This window comes from Mesorhizobium sp. ES1-1 (genome assembly GCF_020164785.1).
In the GTDB taxonomy this organism is placed as follows: domain Bacteria; phylum Pseudomonadota; class Alphaproteobacteria; order Rhizobiales; family Rhizobiaceae; genus Mesorhizobium.
In genome coordinates, this window is record NZ_JAIUGX010000004.1 from 396,207 (window position 1) to 413,383 (window position 17,177).

18 protein-coding genes and 1 riboswitch are annotated in these 17,177 nt (G+C 62.0%); of the genes, 11 read left to right on the top strand and 7 right to left on the bottom strand.

The genetic code is table 11. The features are described 5' to 3' along the window. Positions 1-47 precede the first annotated feature (47 nt). Positions 48-2,156 carry a hypothetical protein gene (locus LB513_RS09685; RefSeq protein ID WP_224663247.1) on the bottom strand — a complete coding sequence of 703 codons (2,109 nt, stop codon included), beginning with the start codon at positions 2,154-2,156 and terminating at the stop codon, positions 48-50. A 701-nt stretch (positions 2,157-2,857) separates the two neighbouring features. On the opposite strand from LB513_RS09685, the gene mgtE reads away from it, so the two are divergent. Continuing rightward, complete coding sequence (mgtE, locus tag LB513_RS09690; RefSeq protein ID WP_224663248.1) at positions 2,858-4,291, top strand: magnesium transporter; 1,434 nt, start codon at positions 2,858-2,860, stop codon at positions 4,289-4,291. Between the two features lie 147 nt (positions 4,292-4,438). Further along, complete coding sequence (locus LB513_RS09695; protein WP_224663249.1) at positions 4,439-4,825, top strand: MerR family transcriptional regulator; 387 nt, start codon at positions 4,439-4,441, stop codon at positions 4,823-4,825. A gap of 6 nt (positions 4,826-4,831) precedes the next feature. Here LB513_RS09695 and LB513_RS09700 read toward each other — a convergent pair whose 3' ends face one another. From LB513_RS09700 to LB513_RS09710, 3 genes are all read right to left on the bottom strand, one after another. Then, positions 4,832-5,308, bottom strand: coding sequence for a methyltransferase family protein (locus LB513_RS09700; protein ID WP_224663250.1), 477 nt, complete (start codon positions 5,306-5,308; stop codon positions 4,832-4,834). Beyond that, the gene (locus LB513_RS09705) at positions 5,305-6,303 is read right to left on the bottom strand and encodes a heparan-alpha-glucosaminide N-acetyltransferase (RefSeq protein WP_224663251.1); all 999 of its coding nucleotides are present in this window, start codon (positions 6,301-6,303) and stop codon (positions 5,305-5,307) included. Before LB513_RS09705 ends, LB513_RS09700 begins: the two co-directional genes overlap by 4 nt. Before the next feature lie 180 nt (positions 6,304-6,483). Continuing rightward, positions 6,484-7,659: an aromatic ring-hydroxylating oxygenase subunit alpha gene (locus LB513_RS09710; RefSeq protein ID WP_224663252.1), complete on the bottom strand. Its 1,176-nt coding sequence runs from the start codon at positions 7,657-7,659 to the stop codon at positions 6,484-6,486. 139 nt (positions 7,660-7,798) lie between these two features. Then, positions 7,799-7,996, top strand: a riboswitch (cobalamin riboswitch). Positions 7,997-8,026: 30 nt separating this feature from the next. Here LB513_RS09710 and LB513_RS09715 point away from each other — a divergent pair. The 4 genes from LB513_RS09715 to cobO are packed head-to-tail and all read left to right on the top strand — an operon-like array spanning position 8,027 to position 10,131. Next, positions 8,027-8,206: a CbtB domain-containing protein gene (locus tag LB513_RS09715; protein WP_224663253.1), complete on the top strand. Its 180-nt coding sequence runs from the start codon at positions 8,027-8,029 to the stop codon at positions 8,204-8,206. 15 nt (positions 8,207-8,221) lie between these two features. Beyond that, positions 8,222-8,992: a CbtA family protein gene (locus LB513_RS09720; RefSeq protein WP_224663254.1), complete on the top strand. Its 771-nt coding sequence runs from the start codon at positions 8,222-8,224 to the stop codon at positions 8,990-8,992. Next, complete coding sequence (gene cobU, locus LB513_RS09725) at positions 8,985-9,500, top strand: bifunctional adenosylcobinamide kinase/adenosylcobinamide-phosphate guanylyltransferase (RefSeq protein ID WP_224663255.1); 516 nt, start codon at positions 8,985-8,987, stop codon at positions 9,498-9,500. The genes LB513_RS09720 and cobU overlap by 8 nt, the downstream gene beginning before the upstream one ends. Position 9,501: 1 nt before the next feature. Next, positions 9,502-10,131, top strand: a complete 630-nt coding sequence (gene cobO / locus LB513_RS09730) for a cob(I)yrinic acid a,c-diamide adenosyltransferase (protein WP_224663256.1) — start codon at positions 9,502-9,504, stop codon at positions 10,129-10,131. A 326-nt stretch (positions 10,132-10,457) separates the two neighbouring features. Here cobO and cbiB read toward each other — a convergent pair whose 3' ends face one another. Next, the gene (gene cbiB, locus LB513_RS09735) at positions 10,458-11,429 is read right to left on the bottom strand and encodes an adenosylcobinamide-phosphate synthase CbiB (protein ID WP_224663257.1); all 972 of its coding nucleotides are present in this window, start codon (positions 11,427-11,429) and stop codon (positions 10,458-10,460) included. Between cbiB and cobD the strand changes: the two genes are divergently transcribed. Beyond that, positions 11,428-12,465 (top strand): threonine-phosphate decarboxylase CobD, encoded by a 1,038-nt coding sequence (gene cobD, locus LB513_RS09740; RefSeq protein WP_224663258.1) that lies wholly within the window; start codon positions 11,428-11,430, stop codon positions 12,463-12,465. The genes cbiB and cobD overlap by 2 nt on opposite strands. 5 nt (positions 12,466-12,470) lie before the next feature. After that, positions 12,471-12,980 (top strand): tyrosine phosphatase family protein, encoded by a 510-nt coding sequence (locus LB513_RS09745; RefSeq protein ID WP_224663259.1) that lies wholly within the window; start codon positions 12,471-12,473, stop codon positions 12,978-12,980. Here the strand turns inward: LB513_RS09745 and LB513_RS09750 are convergent, their stop codons facing one another. Both LB513_RS09750 and LB513_RS09755 read right to left on the bottom strand, forming a co-directional pair. After that, complete coding sequence (locus tag LB513_RS09750) at positions 12,981-13,784, bottom strand: creatininase family protein (RefSeq protein WP_224663260.1); 804 nt, start codon at positions 13,782-13,784, stop codon at positions 12,981-12,983. A 54-nt stretch (positions 13,785-13,838) separates the two neighbouring features. After that, the gene (locus tag LB513_RS09755) at positions 13,839-14,222 is read right to left on the bottom strand and encodes a RidA family protein (protein ID WP_224663261.1); all 384 of its coding nucleotides are present in this window, start codon (positions 14,220-14,222) and stop codon (positions 13,839-13,841) included. A 265-nt stretch (positions 14,223-14,487) separates the two neighbouring features. Between LB513_RS09755 and LB513_RS09760 the strand changes: the two genes are divergently transcribed. The 3 genes from LB513_RS09760 to LB513_RS09770 are packed head-to-tail and all read left to right on the top strand — an operon-like array spanning position 14,488 to position 17,172. Beyond that, positions 14,488-15,492 carry an ABC transporter substrate-binding protein gene (locus tag LB513_RS09760; protein WP_224663262.1) on the top strand — a complete coding sequence of 335 codons (1,005 nt, stop codon included), beginning with the start codon at positions 14,488-14,490 and terminating at the stop codon, positions 15,490-15,492. 14 nt (positions 15,493-15,506) lie between these two features. Continuing rightward, positions 15,507-16,334 (top strand): ABC transporter ATP-binding protein, encoded by an 828-nt coding sequence (locus LB513_RS09765; RefSeq protein ID WP_224663263.1) that lies wholly within the window; start codon positions 15,507-15,509, stop codon positions 16,332-16,334. Then, complete coding sequence (locus tag LB513_RS09770; RefSeq protein WP_224663264.1) at positions 16,321-17,172, top strand: ABC transporter permease; 852 nt, start codon at positions 16,321-16,323, stop codon at positions 17,170-17,172. The genes LB513_RS09765 and LB513_RS09770 overlap by 14 nt, the downstream gene beginning before the upstream one ends. The last annotated feature ends 5 nt before the right edge of the window (positions 17,173-17,177 follow it).

Below are 17,177 nucleotides of genomic sequence, written 5' to 3' on the forward strand. Positions count from 1 at the left end.
CATCAAGAAAGAATTCTGACGGAGATGCGGATGTTTGTAAGCATCTATCAGAGACTCCCGCAATCCGTCAGTACAAACTTCGACCCATCGAATAGCACGTTGCAAAAGCTGTTGTGATCGAGGCTCATTAATCCGCCGACGCTAAGGTTGAACTCGCCACCTCCGCTGCGGGTGACTTTATATCGAGTCACCCCTGCGACCGCATCCGCAACCTCAAGAATCAGGGCTCGATGTGAGGTCAATGTTGCGTTGTGGATAACGTGAGGTGCCGTTGACCATGGCGTAAGAGTGGCGTCTTCGTCAGTCGCGATGAACTTCACGAGAGCGGGGTCTTGTCGACCGGATACCAGTACTACGCGCCAATCACCTTCCGGAAGTCGGAATATCGTGAACTCGGCGGGGCCCCAGAAGCCCTTGAAGGAGACAGTCGCGTCGGTCATTCCTCCGTTGATGATTTCGCCAGGCGGAGCCACGAACAAGATCGTGCCTCGGGGCTGTTCCTGCATTCCGTCGCCAGAGATAATAAGGCGCCCACTATCGTAACCGTAAGCGGCGTTGAGGTTGGGATCGGCAGAGAGATTGATTGTGATGGGCTTGTTGTCGGGCCTTCGAACATGAAGAACCTTGTCGGACCGATCTAGTGCAAAGGTCAATTTTGAAGACGTGCCCCACGAATTGTTCCTGCCCTTCTCAAATACGCCTAACGCCGTCAGGCCCTTGACCCCTTGCATGTCATTGTAAACGTCCGAAATACCGTTTCCTTTAAGTCTTGGCGCACCGACGGCCTGACACTTGGACAATGCAAGCCCAGTGAAGTCGACCAACTGGTATGACAGCAGCGGAGGAGCGGCACGGGAAACCCGAAGAACGTCAAAAACATTCCCTTCGAAATACGGCTTCGTAAAAACGCCTCCGAAGGATGCACCAGCTGGATGAGCTCCAAGTGCAATAGCTGCCCCGCATGACTGTGCCTGTAGAGAGGCTACATCTGATCCATAAAGCGCGGCGCTTCCATAAGCTATGCCGCAGCGGATTGCATCGACACCCCAGAAGGTTAATTGGCCGGCGTCGCCGCCCAAGGGCATAACCCCTCCACCAAACATGTAGACCAAACGGCCTGATAAAAGTTGGCGGTCCACCCAAGGAAAGACAGAGAGCGTGCTATGATTCCTGTCGATTGCGTAGAGATAATGAACCTTGCTGCCAATCGTGATAAATGTGGGTGAATGGCCCAATAAAGGATCAATCCATGTCGGCGGAAGAAGATCTACGGTTAGTATTGTCCGCTGGGCGGCTGAGCCCGAGCGGCCCTCATCGGATCGAGATAAATAGTTCGCGGTTAGGCTTCCTGATCTGTGTCCAGAACCGCAATCGTATGTTTGTATAGCTCCGTAAGTACCACGATTGTTGTTATTCGGTCTTTGGCCGGAAATATACACTCCCCATCCTTGGAAGAACCGGCATGAGAGTCCACCAATCCGGAAGCGACTGTTGCCCTTAAAAACAACCCCGTGACCGCATGTCCTGCTCTCGAAGGCTACATCGCCTGTGCCGACGAGAAGCAACAGACCATCCCAAACAAGCCGGGAAGTGTTCCTGAAGGTTACCATCTCAGCCAGCGGCGCTGTAGCAGTGATCTGCATCCTGCCACGAATCATAGCCGTAGCCATGAGCCCAGAACTGGGTCCGATCATTAACGGTGCCGAGGTAAGGAATTGGCCTGACGTGTCGGCAGATCCGGTATCATACAGGCTTAGGTAATCGAAAAACGACTGGAGCGCTAAGGCATCATCCGTTGTGCCGTCGCCCTTCGCGCCGAACATGAATGGCGTGACAACTTGCGGTCGGAACAACTCCCACCAGCTCCCATCGCCAGATTGCACCTTGCCGCGATGCGATGGTTCTGAGGGCGCCCGCCGATACGCCGCCTCACCACCCGAACCTGGTTCGTAGTACCCATTGGTCCTAAACGCTTTCGTTTCGGCCCGGATGCTCACTCCGGGTATGGTCTCTGTCGTAGTATAAACTTCACTGGTTGCTTGAGGCGACTCGCCACCAACCGCGGCTTCGGTTCTTTCAACCGGTAACCCTGCTATCGAAGCGACGGTTATGCCGGTCAACGCCCTCCGCCTTGTGATCTTCAGTTCATTGGACATTACCCATCCTCATTGGCCCGAAGTCCCATCCAGTCACATGGATCAGAGGGCTGTCACACACGGTGTGCGCGCTTGGGTACGCTTGCCTTCTGCGCCACGCTTTTGCCGTAGCCCGCCCTCTGGTCTGCGCAGTGTAGCCATCATCACTAAAGCGCCTTAGGGCTGATCGTAGTTTGCCGGCCCGACTCTGAGGCCAACCGTGGCAGACTTACGCCAGTGACCTTACTAAACCAGACGATGGTGGCCACTACTGTGGGCGGCCGTTTCGATCTTTCGCAGTTCTCGGTCGAGGAAGTTTGTCGACGTGGCAAGAATGCCCGCGGCGATCAGCAACAGGACAACGATTTGGACCGGCTGGGGCTGCCTCCTGAGAGGGGAGGGTTGGCCCGAGGGCCCGCTGTCGATGCCCCATGCTATTTCGCGCATCCGCCTGGATGCGTCATCCCGGTTCTTTGCCCAGATCGTCGCGGTGTAGCGCCGGCCATCGCTGACATAGGGGCAAACAAATTGTCGCATAATCATGAACCTTCGCTGATGGCTGCGATGTTCGTGACGATCGTGAGGACAATGGGGCGCTTCCCAAGTCTCACCGATATTTGATCCGGGCGGCGCCGCCGGCACCGGCGCGAGATTCTCCTGCCGAAACCGCTTTCCACTCTTGGGTTCGATGCTTTAGACCAAACGCAGCTTTTGGGTTTGCGATGGCGGAGGCGCTGGTGGAAGGCGAGCACGAGCGGACGACCGGCGCGAGGGCCGCCGACGAACACCACGCCGACATCTATGGCGAGGATGGCGTTGTCCTTTCCTCCTTCCTCGCGCAGATCGGTGCGGCGATAGCGGACCGCGATACGGTCGCGCTCAAGCATGAAGTCGACGGACTGCATCAATCAGAACTGGGCGACCTGCTGGAGGCTCTGCATCCCGAACAGCGGCGGGGGCTGGTCGAACTGCTGGGCGCGGATTTCGACTTCTCGGCGCTGACCGAAGTCGACGAGAAGATCCGCATGGAGATTGTCGACAACCTGCCCAATGCGCGGATCGCGCAGGCGGTGCAGGAACTCGATTCTGACGACGCGGTCTACATTCTTGAAGACCTTGAAAAGGAAGACCAGGACGAAATCCTGTCGCAGCTGCCGTTCACCGAACGGATCAGGCTGCGCCGATCGCTCGATTACCCCGAAGAGACCGCCGGTCGGCGCATGCAGACCGAGTTCGTCGCCGTGCCGCCGTTCTGGACCATTGGCCAGACGATCGACTACATGCGCGAGGACAAGAACCTGCCCGAGCGGTTCAGCCAGATCTTCGTCATCGATCCGACTTTCAAGCTCTTAGGCGCCATCGACCTCGACCAGATCCTGCGCGCCAAGCGCGCGGTCAAGGTCGGAGAGGTCATGCACGAGACGCGCCACGCCATCCCGGCCACGATGGACCAGGAAGAGGCAGCCAGGGAATTCGAGCAGTACGACCTTCTGTCGGCCGCAGTGGTCGACGAAAACGAGCGGCTGGTTGGCGTGCTGACGATCGACGACGTCGTCGACGTCATCCAGCAGGAAGCCGAGGAAGATCTGCTGCGCATGGGCGGCGTCGGCGACGAAGAACTGTCCGACAGTATCGTTTCGACCTCGCGCTCCCGCGTACCGTGGTTGCTGGTCAATCTCGGGACTGCATTTCTGGCGGCATCGGTGATCAGTCTGTTCGACCGGACCATCGAACACATCGTGGCACTGGCGGTGCTGATGCCCATCGTGGCCGGGATGGGCGGCAATGCGGGCTCTCAAACCATGACGGTGACCGTTCGCGCGCTGGCGACGAGGGATCTCGACATCTACAATGCGGGCCGCATCATTCGCCGCGAGATGGGCGTCGGATTCATCAACGGCATCGTCTTCGCCGTCCTGATCGGCATCGTCGCCGCGATCTGGTTCCACGACAACAATCTGGGCGGGATCATCGCGGCGGCGATGATCATCAACATGTTTGCGGCTGCACTGGCCGGCATATTGATCCCGCTGCTGCTGGACCGTTTCAAGATCGACCCGGCCGTCGCGTCGGCTGTCTTCGTCACCACGGTCACCGACGTCGTCGGCTTCTTTGCCTTCCTCGGCATCGCCACCTGGTGGTTTGGCATATCCTGACGCGACCCTTAAATTGACTTTTACGTAAATGCCGTGCGAGGCTCGCGCTGGGTAAACGTGTCGATTCCGGCACGAGCGGAGTGGGTTCGGGGATTGATTGGCGCGGCGCAAGGCGATCGTACCGGATCCCGGCGCGTGGGAGTGACGATGCGGGAGTATTATTCGATCACCGAGCTGACGCGCGAATTCGACGTGTCGACGCGAACGCTGCGCTTCTATGAGGATGAGGGGCTGGTGCAACCGGTGCGGCGCGGCCGCACGCGGCTGTTTCGTCCGTCCGACCGCCACCTCATCCGGCAGATCATGCGGGGAAAAAGGCTCGGCTTCTCGATCAACGAGATCCGTGAAATCATCCAGATGTACCGGGAGCCGCCCGGCGAGGTGGGCCAGCTCAAGCTGATGATCAAGCGCATCGAGGAAAAGCGCGAGGATCTCAGGCAGAAGCGTCGTGACCTCGAGGAGACGCTGGCCGAACTCGACCAGGCCGAAGAGTCCTGCGTCGAACGGCTGGTCGAACTTGGCGTCAATACCTGAAGCCGCTCAGATCCAGCGTCGAACGCGCTTGGCGTAATCCCGGTATTTCTTGCCGAACTTCGTAGCCAGCACCTTTTCCTCGCCCTCGATCGCCATTTTCTGCGTCGCGAAGGCTGCGATGAACGCCAGTGGCAGGAACCATGCGGTGCCTGAGATGAAGGCAATACCGATCAGAAGCAGCGTATTGGCGAGATACATCGGATTGCGGGTGATACCGAAGGGACCTGTGGTGACGAGGTGATCCGGCATTCCGTTGGGATTGAGCGTTGTCCTGGCCCGAACCATCGTCCGGATGGCGGTGAACCAGAGCGACAAGACGCCGAACAGCGCCACCCAGCCAGCGGCGAAAAGGATGTCGCCCAGGAGATCGCCGATCCATGGCAGCGGATAGAGAAGACCAAGCACGATGCTGATGGCGATGGCGGCGACATAAATCAGCGGCGGCCATGGTATGAGCCCCGGCTTCGGCTGGTTCTCGGTCATCTCACCCCCTGCTCCATCAGCTTGTCTTCTGTCTTGGCAGTGCATATGCCGGCCAGATCGGACACATGCGACTTCCATTCCGCGGTCTGGTCGTTGTTATAGAGGCGATCCAACGAGGCTTCGCTCTCGAGCGTATCCAACATGCACACACAGTAGCTGGAACAGAACTCGGTGTCGCGCGACTGCTCGCACGACCGCTGGCAGGTTTTCAGGAAATTGACTTGCGGAGTTTCGATATTGGCCGGCATCACCTGCGAAAACAGCCAGACGCAGCCGATCAGCAGCGGCTGATGGATCAGATAGAACGCCAGGCTGTGCCGGCCGATGAAGAGCAGTGGATTGGCCCAACGGCCAGGCACGAGCGCGGCCAGGCGCGCCCTTAGCCCAGACGCGGAGGCGAGTTTCGTGAACCCGATGCCGACAAGCACCGCGCCGAACCATGGAAACAGCGGCACGAAATCATTGGACCGGGGATTGATCGTCGACAGGCCGACCCACCACAGCCAGGGATGGTCGAAAGCCTCCGACCGCAGATAGAGGGGCGCGGCGACGACAAGCGCGGCGACGGTAAGCGTCAGCAATGCCGGCAGCCGCAGGAAGGCGAGGCCTAGCAAGCTGGCGAGCGCGATCTCGTGCAGGATGCCGAAGAAGATGAAGCTGTCCGGCGTGGCGATGCGGGTGACCACCGAGATGGCGACCGCTGCGCCGGCGACCATGGCGAACCGCTTCCAGAACCCGTTCCAGCGGATTTGACGGCCATGGGCGAGGTACAGGCTGACGCCGACCAGGAACAGGAAGGTGGAAGCGATGCAGCGCGCGTAGATCTTCCACCAGCCGAAGGCGGTGAGGCCGGGGTCGACATAGCCGAAGAACTCCAGGTCCCATGTGAAATGGTAGCTCGCCATGGCGACGAGCGCGACGCCGCGCATGATGTCGATGGCAAGGATGCGCCTTGGCGAATCCTCGGCAGGTGCGGTCGGCGTATGGATGCTCATGGTCTCGCGATCTGATTCAGCTGCCAGGACGACTAGCACGGTTGCGCCCGACAAAAGAAGACGTCGTCCCCTATTGCCGACCTAGAGGCGCAATTGGCTCTCGCGTGCCTGGTGCAATGCCCTTGACGCTTGGTCAGCCGGCCGAGCGGGGCTTCGCGGCGGCCGAAATAGCTTGGATATTCAGGGCATTGGCGGGAGCGCAGCGTGGCGTTCGCGGACCCACTCATGGAAACGGTGCAATTCGTATTCCTCGGGCATCAGTACGCCGGCCGAGTGACGCTTGGAGCGCAGGCCCTTCTGGTTGACCTCGCAGATCGCCGCATCCTCCTCCAGCACCTGGCGGCCGAAGCCGACGATGTTTTCGATGTCGGTCGAGGCCAGCGCCTCGGGCGCGAAAAGCCATTCGGCGACAAGTTCGGTCTGCTCGGGCCCGAGCGGAATCAGCCGCACGGTTCTGACATAATCGACATGGCCGACGACGAACATCGAAGGCAGGCTGGTGGCATAGGTCTGGCCGGCGGCGCGTTCGGCCGGTGTCAGTCCGGCGAAGACCGGCCCGTGCGCCTGCCCGTCGCGTGACCATGTCTCGGCGCCCATACGCAGCCCGCCGGAGAATTCCGGCGAATCATTATCGGCTTGGCGGGTCCAGTCAGGATCGTCATGGCGGTCCATCAGGCCGCGGCCATAGATCGGCACCAGCCGCGACAGGTCCTTGTGGACGCCCGGACAATGCAGGCACTCGTTGAAGTTCTCCCAGAAGATTTTCCAATTGCAGTTCATGACCTTGCGCAGCGCATAGCCTGTCACCAGGGCTTCCAGCGGCCAGTTGGCAAGGTCGGCGGAGGCAGGATCAAAGGACGATTGCGCCGTGCCGGCCGCGTCTTCGACGAGATTGACGAAGACGAAGCCCCGCCAAACCGAGAGTGCGACGCGATAAAGCGGATGATCGGCCTTGTCGAAGCCATCGGGCAGCGTTTTTGACGGCACCCGCACGAGGTCGCCGCGCAGGGAGTAGGACCATGCGTGGTATGGGCAGGTGATGAGCCGCGCCTTCAGCCGGCCCTCGCTTTCCTGGCAGAGCTGCGAGCCCCGATGCCGGCAGGTATTGTGGAAAGCGCGCAGTTCGCCGGTCTCGTCGCGCAGCACGATGATTTCCTGCGTGCCGACGCGGAAAGTGCGGAAGGACAGCGGCTGCGCCAGATCGGCCTCGCGACAGACGAGCAGCCAACTCCTGTACCAGATCGCGTCGAGATCGCTTTGATAGGCGGCTGCATCCCAATAGGCCGACGAGGGCAGCGTCGGTTCGACCCGCCTCAGGCCATTGTAAGGATCGCGCTCGCCGGCAATGGGCTGCATGGCAGACCTTCTCTAAAGAAGCCAGCCGACACCCGGTCAAGGGAATTGTCAATTGTGCCCCGGACAGTCGATCTCGCGGCATGGCGCATTCGCGTTGATTGCCGGCGGAATTTGGTTTGCCGCGCGCGGCGATTTTCCCTATAGTCCGGTTGTCGTCGGTTCCGCTTTGGAGCCAAGAGGGAATGCGGTACGGGTGACTTGTCGTCCAATGCCGTGGCTGCCCCCGCAACTGTGTGCGGTAGTCCTCTCCATATGCCACTGAAGATTAGTCTTCGGGAAGGTGGGGAAGGGCGCTTATCCGCGAGCCAGGAGACCTGCCGGCGACGGCAAACTGACAGGCCCTCGGGTGGAGGGCGAAAGGACATAGATGAATACCGCTTCCGTTTCCCTCGGCGCTTCCGTCTCCTCGCAGTCGCGCTTCATGCAGCTGGTGCTCACTGCATTTCTCGGCCTGTTCGTTGTCGGTGTTGTCGGCTTCTCGCATATCGAGGTGGTTCACAACGCCGCGCACGACTATCGCCACTCAATGGCGTTTCCCTGCCACTGACGAGGAATTGACATCATGAACCTGTTTCGCAACGTCGTGTTCATCGCGGCGATCGCAGGGCTCGTGGCTGGCGTCGTTCTCGCCTGCATGCAGGCCTTTGCCACCGACCCTCTGATCTACCAGGCCGAAGTTTTTGAAAAGGCTGGCGGCCACCAGCACGATCATGCAGCGGCACCGGCCGCCAGCACCACCAATGCCATGAGCAGCGCCGCACCGGCGCCTGCCGAAGCGGCCGCCCCGATGGAAGACGAAGGTTGGGCTCCGGCCGACGGTTTCGAGCGGTTCGCGTTCAGCGTGCTTGCCAATATCGTCACCGGAATCGGCTTCGCGCTGATCCTGGTCGCTGTTTCGGAATTCGCCGGAGGCATTGGCGGCTGGCGCCAGGGCGTGTTCTGGGGACTTGCCGGCTTTGCCGTATTCACGCTCGCTCCTGGCCTTGGCCTGCCGCCGGAACTGCCGGCCATGCCGGCGGCCGATCTCATGCAGCGCCAGACCTGGTGGTGGGCGACGGTAGCCGCGACCGCCGCCGGGCTTGGCCTGATTGCCTTCCGCAAATCGTTGCCGATGACTATCCTCGGTGTCCTGCTGATCGTCGCTCCGCATATTGTCGGCGCGCCGCAGCCGGAGAGCTTCGAGACGCCGATCCCCGAAGGCCTCCACCATCAGTTCGTGGTGGCGGTGACGCTCACCAATCTGGTGTTCTGGCTGGTGCTCGGTGCGGTCGTGGGTGTGGTCCGGAGCCGCTTCACCGGTACCGCTACCAGCCTGCGCGACAGCTTTGCCTGATAAGGGCAAGCTGACCTTCATTATCGGTGGCGCGCGCTCCGGCAAGAGCGCGCACGCCGAAACCCTGGCGGCGGCCTTGCCTTCGCCATGGACCTATATCGCCACGGCGCAGGCCTATGACGACGAGATGCGCGAGCGCATCTCGCTGCACCGGTCGCGGCGTGGCGAAGGCTGGGTGACCGTGGATGCGCCGCTGGACCTTCTCGGCGCTCTCGGTTCTCTGCCGGACAATCGGCCGGTGCTGGTCGACTGCCTGACGCTGTGGCTGACCAACCACATGCTGGCCGAACACGACCTCGAGCTCGAATGCCGCCGGTTGGCGGACGCACTGTCGCGGCCGCGCGGGGCTTGGTTCGTGGTTTCCAATGAAGTCGGCCAGGGCATCGTGCCGGACAATGCACTGGCGCGCCGTTTCCGCGATGCCGCAGGCCGGCTCAACCAGCAGGTCGCGGCGGTCGCCGATAGCGTGTTGCTGATGGTGGCGGGGCTGCCGCTCAAGGTGAAGTGAGATGACCGACATCGACGAAAAGGCCATCGACGATCGGGACGAGGAGCGTCACCGTTCGAAGATGGCCAAACGCAAGGCGGTGCAGGACGCCGAGGTGGCCAGCAAGACGGTCGAGAAAGGGCTCCTGATCGTCAATACCGGTCCCGGCAAGGGCAAGACGACAGCCGCTTTCGGCCTGGCGCTACGGATGCTTGGCTACGGCAGGCGCGTCGGGGTCGTCCAGTTCATCAAGGGCAAGTGGCACACCGGCGAGAAGGATGCGTTCGCGGCGTTTGGCGATCGCGTTGTCTGGCACACAATGGGCGAAGGCTTCACCTGGGAGACGCAGGATCTGAAGCGCGACATTGCCGCGGCGCAAGCCGCCTGGGCCAAGGTGCTCGAATTGATGGCAGATCCATCCATCAGCCTGCTGGTGCTCGACGAATTGAACATCGCGCTGCGCTACGATTATCTCGATCTCGACATGGTGGTTGGGGCGTTGAAAGCCCGTCGCGAAGGGCTTCATGTCGTCGTTACCGGGCGCAATGCCAAGCCGGCGCTGGTCGAGGCTGCGGACCTGGTCACCGAGATGGGGGTGACGAAACACCATTTCTCCGCGGGCGTGAAAGCTCAGCAGGGTATCGAGTTCTGAGGTCTTTTGCCTGCTGTCGTGGGTAAGCCTTTGGCCCAGTCGCCACGCTCCCGGCAGGGCTCACTTCCTTTCCCTCCGGAGGGGGGAAAGGTGGCGCTGCGAAGCAGCGACGGATTGGGGGAAGGCGGTTATCGAACACGAGGCCGTAGGCAGGCAAGCGCGACGCGACTGGCGCGAAAACGCGACTGTCGGGCTAGTCGACCCCCACTCCGTCTCGGCTTCGCCGAGCCACCTCTCCCCCGATCGACGGGGGAGAGGAAGGGCGCGAAGCTGTTGCGGCCCGGCCCCCTTCCTTTCCTCCGGGAGAGAGCTGACCGGGGTTGAGATCAAGCTAAAATGACGACCATCGAAATCAACCCGAACATACCAATCAGCAGGCAGTCGGCGACGCGATAGAGTTTCAGCGCCCGCCTTATGTCGACGCTGTCAGCCTCGCAGCGACCGCCTTCGCCCATGAAGACATCGTCGACCAGAATTCCGCCATAGCTGCGCGGTCCGGCAAGGGCGAGCCCCAGCGCGCCGGCCATTGCCGCCTCCGGCCAGCCGGCATTGGGTGAACGGTGCTTTTTGGCGTCGCGCCACACGGCGCGCCAGGCACCGCCTGGGTCGGCTCGCTTGACCAGGAACGCCGCAAGCACGATGAGCAGCGCGCTCAGCCGCGACGCCGGCAGGTTGATCCAATCGTCGAAACGCGCCGCCGCCCAGCCGAAAGCCTCGTGGCGCGGAGTGCGATGTCCGATCATCGAATCGGCCGTGTTAGCCGCCTTATAGGCCGCGCCGCCGGCGAGGCCGCCGACGCCGGTCCAGAAGGCGGGAGCGACGATGCCGTCGGAAAAGTTCTCGGCCAGGCTTTCGATGGCCGCACGGCAAACGCCGGCTCGGTCCAGCGTTTCGGGATCGCGGCCGACGATGCGCGAGACCGCGACGCGCCCCATGGCGAGGCCGCCGCTGTCGAGCGCGTCGGCGACAGCCTCGACGTGGTCGTGGAGGCTTTTCTGCGACAGCAGCGATGTCGCCAGGAGGGCGGCGACGACCAGCCCCAGGGGAACGAACCAGAGAAGGAATATCTGCATGAAGAGGCCGATCACACCGGGCACCAGCACGATGACCAGCAAGGCCTGGACACCCCGTTGGCGACGCAGGGCGTCGGGATCAGTGGCGCGATTGAGCTTCAGGTCGAGAAAGGATATCAGCCTGCCGATCCACGTCACCGGGTGGCCGATGGCGCGAAACAGCCAGTCCGGATAACCCAGGAAGAATTCGACGGCCAATGACAGGAAAGCGATCAGGACTGACATGAAGCTTCTTGATGGAGCGGTGGACCATGGTGGAAGTCTCGGCCGGGCGAGGTTGCTTTTCCCAAACGCCGTGTTGCCTTTCGTCGACCTCTCGACCGGTATCAACCCGCACTCCTATCCGCTTTTCGACCTGCCCGCCACCGCCCTGTCGCGGTTGCCGGAAGCCGGGCGGCTGCTTGAGCTGAGGGCGGTCGCGGCCAAGGCCTACGGAGCGCCATCGCCGGCCAATGTGGCAGCGGCGCCGGGCACGCAGATCCTGCTGCCGCGCGTCGCCTCCCTGATCGCCCCGGGCAGGGCGCTGGTGCTGGGGCCGACCTATGCCGAACATGCCCGCGCCGCGGCGATAGCCGGGCACAGCGTGGCCGAGGTCAGCGATTTCGAGGCTCTGGCCGGCGCCAATCTTGCCATCATCGTAAACCCCAACAATCCGGATGGGCGCGTCGTCGAACGGGAGCGGTTGCTGGCTCTGGCTGCTGCGCTGCGCGCCAAAGACGGATTGCTGGTCGTCGACGAAGCATTCATGGATGTCGGCCCGCGTCACCAAAGCCTCGCCGGTGATGTCGGCCAGGGTGGCATTGTCGTGCTGCGTTCCTTCGGCAAGTTCTTCGGCCTGGCCGGCCTCCGGCTTGGGTTCGCGCTTTCAGATCCACAAACCGCTGGGTTGCTGGAAAGGCAATTCGGGCCTTGGGCCGTTGCCGGTCCGGCTCTGGAATACGGCATCCGGGCGCTTGCCGATATTGGCTGGCAGGACGCGATGCGGACATCGCTCGCCGAATCATCGGCGCGGCTCGATGGCCTGTTCGGACGCTTCGGCGTTCCGGTGGCGGGCGGCACCACGCTTTACCGGTACCTGCGGCTTTCCGACGCCGCCGGCCTTTTTTGCGCGCTCGGCGAGCACGGCATCGTGCTGCGGCACTTCGCCGATAGGCCGGATGTGTTGCGCGCCGGTCTGCCTGGAAGCGAAGAGGAATGGCGGCGGCTCGGCTCCGCTCTTGCCGGATGGGCGTCACGGCGCGAAAATCGATCGAAGGACTGACGACTATGATCCATGTCTGCTCGCTGTCGAAGATCGAGGAAACGGTGGTCAGAACCGGGGCCGACCGAATGCTGTCGCTGCTAGCGGCGGGCACGGAAGTGATGCGTCCGGCATCGATCGCGAGAGAGAACCATCTTCACCTGGTGATGCACGACATTGCGGCGGCACAGGACGGCATGACCATGCCGGGCGAAGACCACGTTCGCAACCTGCTGGATTTCGCGCGCCGCTGGGACCGGGCAAAGCCGATGGTCGTGCACTGCTACGCCGGCATCAGCCGCTCGACCGCTTCAGCCTACATCATCGCTGCGGCATTGGCGCCGAAGCGCGACGAGGTTGAACTGGCCCGAACGCTGAGGGCGCTGTCACCCTCGGCGACGCCCAATCCACGGTTGATCGCGGTGGCCGACGCCTTGCTTGATCGCAATGGCCGCATGATCGAGGCGATCGAATCGATCGGGCGCGGCGCGGATGCCTTCGAAGGCACGCCGTTCGCGCTCAAGATCGATGTGTAGTTACCTCAGCCATTCGGCCAGCTTGGCCTTCCGCACATCCCGCAGCAGGCTGATGAAACCGTCAGCCTGATATTCAGCGGTCAGGCGGCCCTTTTCGGCCGTCGCGATGCTGGCGTCGCCAACCACGCCATTCGGGTTCAGGTCGCTCGCGATCCAGGCGAAGGCGTGGGTGCCCGTGTGGCGCAGCAATCCGAATTCCTTCTCGGCCATCGCGACGTTGGAGAGGAAATTGTCGGCCCTCCCCATGTCCACCAGCTCCGGCCGGAAGTGCAGCATCAGCGACGTCTCGACATCGCCGCCGTGAATGCCGTGCCGATCCTCGAGTTCGGTGTACATGCCGGCCGGGCGGCCAAAACGCTGCCAGCTCGTCTTCACCGCCAGCATCTTTTCGCGCACCCGCAACTCGCGCGTGATGATACCCATGATCTCTTCATTGCCGCCATGCGAGTTGACGACGACCAGCTTGCGCACGCCCGCGCGCGCGATCGACAGGCCGAGTTCGGTCCAGGCCTCGACCAGCGTCGTTGCCGGCAAAGTGAGCGTGCCGGGCGCGTGCAGATGCTCATTGGACTTGCCGACCGCCTGGACCGGCAGGATGCGGATGTCGAGATCGTCGGGCAGGCGGGCGATCACAGTGTCGAGCATGCCGTTCATAATCGAGGTGTCGGTCGAGACAGGCAGATGAGGTCCATGCTGCTCGATCGCGGCTACCGGCAGCACGGCGATTGTAGCCTCCGGATCGATGGAGGCATATTCCGTTGTCCGGTAGTCACCCCACCGGACGCGTCTTCCTGCAGCGGTCATGTCATGCCTCTTCGATGATCGGTGAGACCTAGCGCGGGACGAGCCTGATGTCGATCAGCCAGCCGCGATGGCTTCGACCTCCACCTTGAATTCGGCTCGGGCAAATCCGCTGACGATCATCAAGGTGGAGGCAGGCGCCGGGCTCGAAAACAGCCGGTCGCGAACGTCCATATAGGGCCTCAGATGGGCGCGGTCGGTCACGTAGGCGTTGATGCGCACGATATCCCGAAGTCCCAGCCCGGCCTCCCCCAGGATCGCTTCGATATTGCGGAAACAGAGCTCCGCCTGGGCGCCGGCCTCTTCGGGTATCTGATCGTCCACCGTGATCGCAACCTGGCCGGAGCAGAGGACAAGGCGCTTTCCCGCGGGTACCTCGACCGCATGGCTATAGCGGGCAAAGGGCGGCTTGATCGACTTCGGGGTTAGGAATTTGAACATGGCAATCTCCTGTATGCCGCCAGCCTAGGGCCGGATGCATTCCAGCTTCAAGACGTCAGTGCATGTGGCGAGTGCGATTGTGGACAGGCGTTCAAAAAATAGGCACGATGCCTCCCGTGCAGCACGACCCTTCCAGCTTTCGCAGATGGTGTGATGCAGGCGGGCGGGTCCCGGCGAGAGCGGCCGGTGGCATGTGTCTTGCTTCTTGAATCTTCGGTGTCGAGCTCGGCGCGTGGCGCGCCGGAGCAAATAGGGGGTGGTGTAGATGTACGGAAAAAAGAAGCTTTCGGCGGCGGCGATGACCCTGCTGATGGCCAGCACTTTGAGCGCCGCGGCGAATGAGAAGGTCACGTTCGGCACCAACTGGCTGGCCGAGCCGGAGCATGGCGGGTACTACCAATCCGTCGCCGACGGCACCTACGCTGCCTGTGGACTCGACGTCACCATCTTGCAGGGCGGACCGCAGGTCAGCGGCCGGCCGATGCTTCTGGCCGGCAAGATCGACTTCTACATGGGTGGCAATTTGCTGTCGGCCTTCGACGCGGTCCAGCAGGGCATTCCGATGCGCGTGGTTGCCGCCGACTTCCAGAAGGATCCGCAGGTGATCATGTCCCACCCGGGCGAGGGTCTCGACAAATGGGAGGATCTGAAGAACGCCGACCAGTATATACTGGGTGACGAGGGCGTGCAGACCTTCTTCCAGTGGATGGTGATCGAGCTTGGCTTCGACGCTTCCAAGCGTGCGCCCTACACCTACAACACCGCGCCCTTCCTCGCCAACAAGAAGTCGATCCAGCAGGGATATGTGACCTCCGAGCCATTCGCGGTGCAGAAGGAAGGTGGCTTCGTGCCGAACCAGTTCCTGCTTGCGGACTATGGCTGGGATACCTATTCGACGACGATCGAAGTCATGCAGGACACGATCGACAAGAAGCCGGAGGTCGTCCAGTGCTTCGTCGATGGCTCGGCCAAGGGCTGGTACAAATATCTCTACGGCGACAACAAAGCGGCCAACGACATGATCAAGAAAGACAATCCTGACATGACGGACGAGCAGATCGCCTTCTCGATCGCGCAGATGAAGAAGTTCGGCCTGGCCGATTCCGGCGATACCGAAAAGCTGGGCATCGGGGCCATGAGCGACGCGCGCATCCAGAGCTTCTACGACAAGATGGTCAAGGCCAAGGTCGCTCCTGCCGGCATCGACATCAAGAAGGCCTACACGCTTACCTTCGTCAACAAGGGCGTCGGGATCGAGCTGAAGAAATAGGCCGGACCGGCGTGATGGGCGAGGAGCTAACGCTGTCGCGATCCAGCGCGGCGGCCGGACCTTCCACGTTGCTGGCGCTACGCGGCGTCGGCAAGGTCTTCTCCAATGGCGTGACGGCGCTGAGCGACGTCAACCTGGCGATCCGGGAAGGCGACTTCGTCAGCCTGCTCGGGCCCTCGGGTTGCGGCAAGTCGACGGCCCTGCGGCTGATCGCCGGTCTATCGACGCCAACCTCAGGGCTGCTCGACTGGCGCGACGGCGGCATTGTCGATCGCTCCAACATCGGCTTCGTCTTCCAGGAGCCGACATTGCTGCCCTGGGCGAGCGTGTTCGACAATGTCTGGCTGCCGCTCAGGCTGAAGGGCATTTCGCGGGCCAAGGCTGCGCCGGCGGTGAGGGAGATGCTGGCGCGCGTGCACCTGACCGGCTTCGAGGACGCCGTGCCGCGCGAATTGTCGGGCGGCATGAAGATGCGTGTCTCCATCGCGCGAGCCTTGGTGACCAAACCGCGCGTCCTGCTGATGGACGAGCCGTTCGCCGCGCTGGACGAGATCACGCGGTTCAAGCTCAACAACGACCTGCTGGAGCTTTGGCAGGACCAGCGCTTCACGGTCGTGTTCGTCACCCACAGCGTCTTCGAAAGCGTGTTCCTCTCCAACCGCGTCGTCGTTATGGCGGCTCGGCCGGGCAGGGTGTTCGACGAGTTGGCGATTGGCGCATCCTATCCACGCGACGAGGCGTTTCGCACTTCCCCCGACTACGCCGCGCTGTGCCGGCAGACTTCAAGTGTGCTCGTCAATGCCATCAACTCAACCGCAGGCGGGGATCATGACGGCCATTGATGACGGGGTCCTCCAACTCGATCCCGAGGAAGCGCGGCGCGCGCGCCAGCAGCGTCTCGAGGAAATCGGGCGCTGGGTGTTGCCTCTCGCGATCATGATCCTGGCAATCTGGTCGTGGGACCGCATCTGCGTCTGGAACGGGATTCCGCAATATATCCTGCCGCGCCCCGGTGTCGTGCTGTGGACGCTCTACAATGATGCGGGCCTGCTGTTTTCGTCGCTGCTGGTCACCTTGCGCATCACGTTCCTCGGCCTGGCCCTGGCCGTTATCGGCGGCGTCGGGCTGTCGGTGCTGTTCGCGCAATCGAAATGGGTCGAGATGTCGTTCTTCCCGTTCGCGATCGTGCTGCAGGTGACGCCGATCGTGGCGATCTTCCCGTTGATCAACATCTATGTGAACAACCAGACGGCAAAGCTTCTTCTCTGCGCCTGGATCGTCGCCTTCTTCCCGATCCTCTCGAACACCACGCTCGGCCTGAACTCCGTGGACCGCAATCTGCGCGACATGTTCAAGCTCAACGGCGCGACGCGCTGGCAGCAGTTGCGCTATCTTCGCCTGCCGGCGGCGATGCCGTATTTCCTGGGCGGCTTGAAGATCGCCGGGGGCCTGTCGCTTATCGGCGCCGTGGTGGCCGAGTTCGTTGCTGGGACGACCGGACAATCGTCGGGACTGGCCTCGCGGATCATCGAGGCGGGCTACCGGCTCAATGCACCGAGGCTGTTCGCTGCGCTTCTCCTGATCTCGCTGACCGGAATCCTGATCTTTCTCGTCTTGTCGCTCATTTCGCATCTCATTTTGCGGCGCTGGCACGAAAGCGCGCTGAAGCAGGAGCGATAGGGCAT

Coding starts and splice junctions, on each gene's coding strand:
- mgtE (WP_224663248.1), top strand. CDS start 2,858: ATGGCGGAGGCGCTGGTGGAAGGCGAGCACGAGCGGACGACCGGCGCG.
- LB513_RS09755 (WP_224663261.1), bottom strand. CDS start 14,222: ATGTTCAAATTCCTAACCCCGAAGTCGATCAAGCCGCCCTTTGCCCGC.
- cobO (WP_224663256.1), top strand. CDS start 9,502: ATGACCGACATCGACGAAAAGGCCATCGACGATCGGGACGAGGAGCGT.
- cobD (WP_224663258.1), top strand. CDS start 11,428: ATGAAGCTTCTTGATGGAGCGGTGGACCATGGTGGAAGTCTCGGCCGG.
- LB513_RS09760 (WP_224663262.1), top strand. CDS start 14,488: ATGTACGGAAAAAAGAAGCTTTCGGCGGCGGCGATGACCCTGCTGATG.
- cbiB (WP_224663257.1), bottom strand. CDS start 11,429: ATGTCAGTCCTGATCGCTTTCCTGTCATTGGCCGTCGAATTCTTCCTG.
- LB513_RS09750 (WP_224663260.1), bottom strand. CDS start 13,784: ATGACCGCTGCAGGAAGACGCGTCCGGTGGGGTGACTACCGGACAACG.
- LB513_RS09720 (WP_224663254.1), top strand. CDS start 8,222: ATGAACCTGTTTCGCAACGTCGTGTTCATCGCGGCGATCGCAGGGCTC.
- LB513_RS09695 (WP_224663249.1), top strand. CDS start 4,439: ATGCGGGAGTATTATTCGATCACCGAGCTGACGCGCGAATTCGACGTG.
- LB513_RS09765 (WP_224663263.1), top strand. CDS start 15,507: ATGGGCGAGGAGCTAACGCTGTCGCGATCCAGCGCGGCGGCCGGACCT.
- LB513_RS09700 (WP_224663250.1), bottom strand. CDS start 5,308: ATGACCGAGAACCAGCCGAAGCCGGGGCTCATACCATGGCCGCCGCTG.
- LB513_RS09710 (WP_224663252.1), bottom strand. CDS start 7,659: ATGCAGCCCATTGCCGGCGAGCGCGATCCTTACAATGGCCTGAGGCGG.
- LB513_RS09745 (WP_224663259.1), top strand. CDS start 12,471: ATGATCCATGTCTGCTCGCTGTCGAAGATCGAGGAAACGGTGGTCAGA.
- LB513_RS09685 (WP_224663247.1), bottom strand. CDS start 2,156: ATGTCCAATGAACTGAAGATCACAAGGCGGAGGGCGTTGACCGGCATA.
- LB513_RS09705 (WP_224663251.1), bottom strand. CDS start 6,303: ATGAGCATCCATACGCCGACCGCACCTGCCGAGGATTCGCCAAGGCGC.
- LB513_RS09715 (WP_224663253.1), top strand. CDS start 8,027: ATGAATACCGCTTCCGTTTCCCTCGGCGCTTCCGTCTCCTCGCAGTCG.
- LB513_RS09770 (WP_224663264.1), top strand. CDS start 16,321: ATGACGGCCATTGATGACGGGGTCCTCCAACTCGATCCCGAGGAAGCG.